A 3,813-nucleotide genomic window follows, 5' to 3' on the forward strand; every position below is an offset into this window, starting at 1 on the left:
GTACTTAGATAGATTTTCTTTGGCTTAAGTGCTCTTCATGGCTTATGATACACTGTCAAGTTTTCACTGTCAAATTTTCGGTCAATTTACAGTGATTTTATCACTTTCTTTCAATGCGATTACCCTGTGAAGTAAGCCCCACCAAGAGAGTCTATATACCTAAATCAAATGGGAAGAAAAGACCCTTAGGAATACCAACCATAAAAGACCGAATAGGTCAAGCCATAATAAAAATGGCATATGAACCAGTATTCGAGGTAAGCTTTGAACCCAATAGTTACGGATTCAGACCTGGAAGAAGCTGTCACGACGCCATCCAAGAAGTGTTCACTGGCCTCAAAAAGGGTAGCTCACACCACTGGGTTCTTGATGCAGATATTAAAGGAGCATTTGACAATATATCTCATGGCTTCATCATGGATAAATTGGAAGGACTACCGAAAAGAAGTCTAATCAAGAAATGGCTAAAATGTGGATACGTGGATAACAGGATATTCCATCCAACCAACTCAGGAACACCCCAAGGCGGAATCATCAGCCCACTACTAGCAAATATAGCCCTCGATGGACTCCAAGAAGTCATATCCGAAAAATGTAAGATAGATTACACAACTCGAAGTAGAGGGAAAACCATAAATAAGAAAAAGGAGGTAGATAAATACAGATTTGCTAGATACGCAGATGACTTCGTAATCACCAGCCAAACAAAAGAAAACCTGGAAGAAATAATCCCCAGAGTAGAAAAATGGCTAAGAAAAAGGGGGCTGGAACTCAACAGAGAAAAGACCAAAATCAGAAACATAATAGAAGAAGGTTTTTCCTTCCTGGGGTTCCAGATTCAACAAAGAAAGACAAAAACCCTGAGATTAGATAGCAAGAGGTACAAGAAGAAAGCACGAAAAATGCTTAAAAATCTAAAACCAAATGCTATAAGAATCCCGACCCCAAACGCCAAAATCAGGGAGGAAATATGCTATTCATGTATAATAACACCTGACAAGGAAGAAGTTAAGAGATTCTTAAAGGAAATTCGTAGCATACTCAAGAATGAAGCTAGGGCACTAAATACAGAAGATGTAATCAAAAAGCTAAATCCGAAGATTAGAGGATGGCTAAACTATTACAGATTCGTATGCTCCAAGAAAACATTCAACAATGTAAGGTATAAAATTCTCAATTCCATATACAGGTATCTAAAGAGACAACATCCAAAGAAAGCCTGGAAGTGGATTAAGAGGAAATACTTCAAAACCATTGACAAAGATACCTTGAACTTCTTCACCATATCAAGTGGAAAAAGAAAGAAAGAGGAAATCCTAGTCAACGCAGCCAAAGATGTACCTATTATCAGATTTGAAAAGGTAAAAGGAAACTCATCCCCCTTTGACCCTGACCTAAAAGAATATTGGAAGAAAAGGAAGACTAAATGGGGGAAGTCCAAATTTACCAAAGGTAGCAAATACGAAAAGGTATATATTCACCAAAAAGGGATATGTCCTATTTGCAATCTACCTATCGAACTCGATGATAACTTCGAGGTACATCATACCATACCTATCAAGCGAGGCGGAAACAGTGAAACTAAGAATCTACAGATTCTACATAGTCACTGTCACAAAGCCAAACATAAGAAGCTTCACCAGGATACCTGATTAGGCTTGAGCCGGATGAGTATGAAAGTCTCAAGTCCGGTTCTTAGGGGAGGGAGAGATGGTAACATTTCTCACCTTACCCGACTACTTTAAACGAGTAGACCCCCGTGGAACTAGTCAGACTTGCCCTGAGTGTCAGGCCACAGTGAAGAAAGATTTGAGCGTTAGAGAGCATAAATGTCCTGAATGCGGCTACACAGCCCACAGAGATCATGCAGCTGCTCAGGTGATTAGATGGCGAGGATTGGAATTAGTACCCGTGGACAATTCGGGAAATGGAAACCGCCTGTCAAATAGTCGATCTGTCGGGGGAGAAATCCTAGATAAGTGGCTTTGGGCAGGAATACCCGTTTGTGAAGATGGGAAGCCTACACTATACGCGAAGCGTTAGTGTAGGAGGATGTCACGATCAATCCCAAATCACCCTTTGGTCCTGACCATGAATTTCCCACGTTTCCTGATCCTGCAACTGCTGATGACTACGGTAGTAGCCTGTAGTTCAACCAGCACCTCAACTCAAGCACCTGCTGCACCGATTGTACAAAAGTCCTCGTCTGAGCAATCTCCCCAAATTGCTCAGGCACCTGCACAAACAAATGCTTTATTGACAAAAACCCTAATCGATACCAAACCCCTCACACCCCAACCGATTAAAATTACCCTGAAGGATTTACCAAAAAGTTTGGGTTTAAAGCCCCGTCCTTATAGGACGGCTTTCTTTTTAAGATAAAACTTGACAGTTTTAGCACTGCGTGTTATATTAAAATAATAAACAAAAAAATCTAAAATAGATAAATACTATCTAATCATAAGTAGACAACGTAAAAAATATGTATCAGATACATATTGCGTAATTTGGTCTAACGACTTAAACGTCTATGAAAAAAAATTAGATAAAAAAAGTATCTATCTATCTATAAAAAAAGCGATGCAGAGGTGCGACCCGTGGCGAATTTAATAATTAGATGCGGAAAGCGCACCATTACGGTCTTGGGGGTTCCCCCCACTCGCGCTTTGCATGGCTGACAAGGTACGGTGGGGCACACCGGAACCCTGGTGTTAAACCAAAACGCTTTGGGAGATCCGTCCTCTACTCTTCCTGGTTCCGGCCTGGTTGAGCAAGATGGATCGTTGAACAAAGAATCCCCGCGTCTTTAGACCGGGGAGTGTCAAACTACCGTCAATGAACGAGATCTGATCGCAGATGACCTAGTTCCTGATTACCAAAAAATTTGGGTAATCGCGCCCCGTCCTTCCAGGACGGCCTTGTGCTAAGATAAAGACATAACAAAAAAATAGTATTCTAGATGAACATGATCACAGAATAAGTAGACAGTGTAAAAAACCTGTTTTGAGATAATCAGGTTGCACAATCAAGTCTAACGATTTGGAAGTCTATGAAAGTCTAAGATCACTAAAAAAATGTTTATCTTAATTTGTTAATTAGTAATGGTACGGTGGGGTTAGAAGTTACCGTAAGAATAGTGGAGCCTTTATAGTTAGTCTGCTATGAGTAAAAAGTTTTAACCTTTTTGATTAAGGCTCCACTATTCTAAGGTTTCGTTTCCGGCACACCGAAACCTAGGTTATAAACCAAATACGCTTGGGTCGAGGCGACCTCTATTGTTCCTGGCTCCGGCCTGGTTAAACAAGTAACCCCGTTGTTCGCGTAGCGTGGCCAAAGGCCAAGCAAGAATCCCCGTCCTTCCAGGGCGGGGAGTGTCAAAAGGTTGTCTTTGTCCCCTTCAAAACTGATAGACGACCATTAGGCTACTATGAAGATTTTCTGACTGGTTTTCTGATCGATTCCTCAGGACCAACCACTTGGGGACGTCCAGTTGGGTTGCTGGTGCTAAAAGATGGCAGTCTGTTAGTAACAGAAGAAGCCAACAACCGCATTTACCGAATCCAATACCGCAAAAGTAACCCGTGAAGTGCTCTCGACTAACTCGAAGGTTGTAATCAGTGCTTCCTGTCTCGTTCCCTATGGCCTTAATGCACCCTTAGTTTTCGTGAACTGTTTGACTTTGCTTAAGAGCTGATTTGTAAAGAAAATCTAAAGAGAACTCAATGACGGGCTGAGTAGCCTGTAATCTATATGACAAAACGAGTTGAAGCACTGTGTTCATGAGTCGTTTGCCTGAGATCGCCAATCCCCATC

At 41.4% G+C, this 3,813-nt stretch carries 3 protein-coding genes and 2 pseudogenes; 4 read left to right on the top strand and 1 reads right to left on the bottom strand.

Annotated elements, in window-relative coordinates; translation table 11 throughout:
• Positions 1 to 113 precede the first annotated feature (113 nt).
• The 4 genes and pseudogenes from F6K49_RS36870 to F6K49_RS36885 all read left to right on the top strand — a co-directional run.
• On the top strand, positions 114 to 1,652 hold the full coding sequence (locus F6K49_RS36870; RefSeq protein ID WP_293104886.1) for a reverse transcriptase domain-containing protein: 1,539 nt from the start codon (positions 114 to 116) through the stop codon (positions 1,650 to 1,652).
• A gap of 85 nt (positions 1,653 to 1,737) precedes the next feature.
• Positions 1,738 to 2,043 (top strand): annotated as a pseudogene (locus F6K49_RS36875) (zinc ribbon domain-containing protein); the annotation flags it as partial.
• A 48-nt stretch (positions 2,044 to 2,091) separates the two neighbouring features.
• Complete coding sequence (locus tag F6K49_RS36880) at positions 2,092 to 2,382, top strand: hypothetical protein (RefSeq protein WP_293104889.1); 291 nt, start codon at positions 2,092 to 2,094, stop codon at positions 2,380 to 2,382.
• 299 nt (positions 2,383 to 2,681) lie between these two features.
• A pseudogene (locus F6K49_RS36885) lies at positions 2,682 to 2,810 on the top strand (RNA-guided endonuclease TnpB family protein); the annotation flags it as partial.
• A gap of 394 nt (positions 2,811 to 3,204) precedes the next feature.
• Here F6K49_RS36885 and F6K49_RS36890 read toward each other — a convergent pair.
• The gene (locus tag F6K49_RS36890; RefSeq protein ID WP_293104892.1) at positions 3,205 to 3,378 is read right to left on the bottom strand and encodes a hypothetical protein; all 174 of its coding nucleotides are present in this window, start codon (positions 3,376 to 3,378) and stop codon (positions 3,205 to 3,207) included.
• Between the last annotated feature and the right edge of the window lie 435 nt (positions 3,379 to 3,813).

Source organism: Moorena sp. SIO3I6, assembly GCF_010672095.1.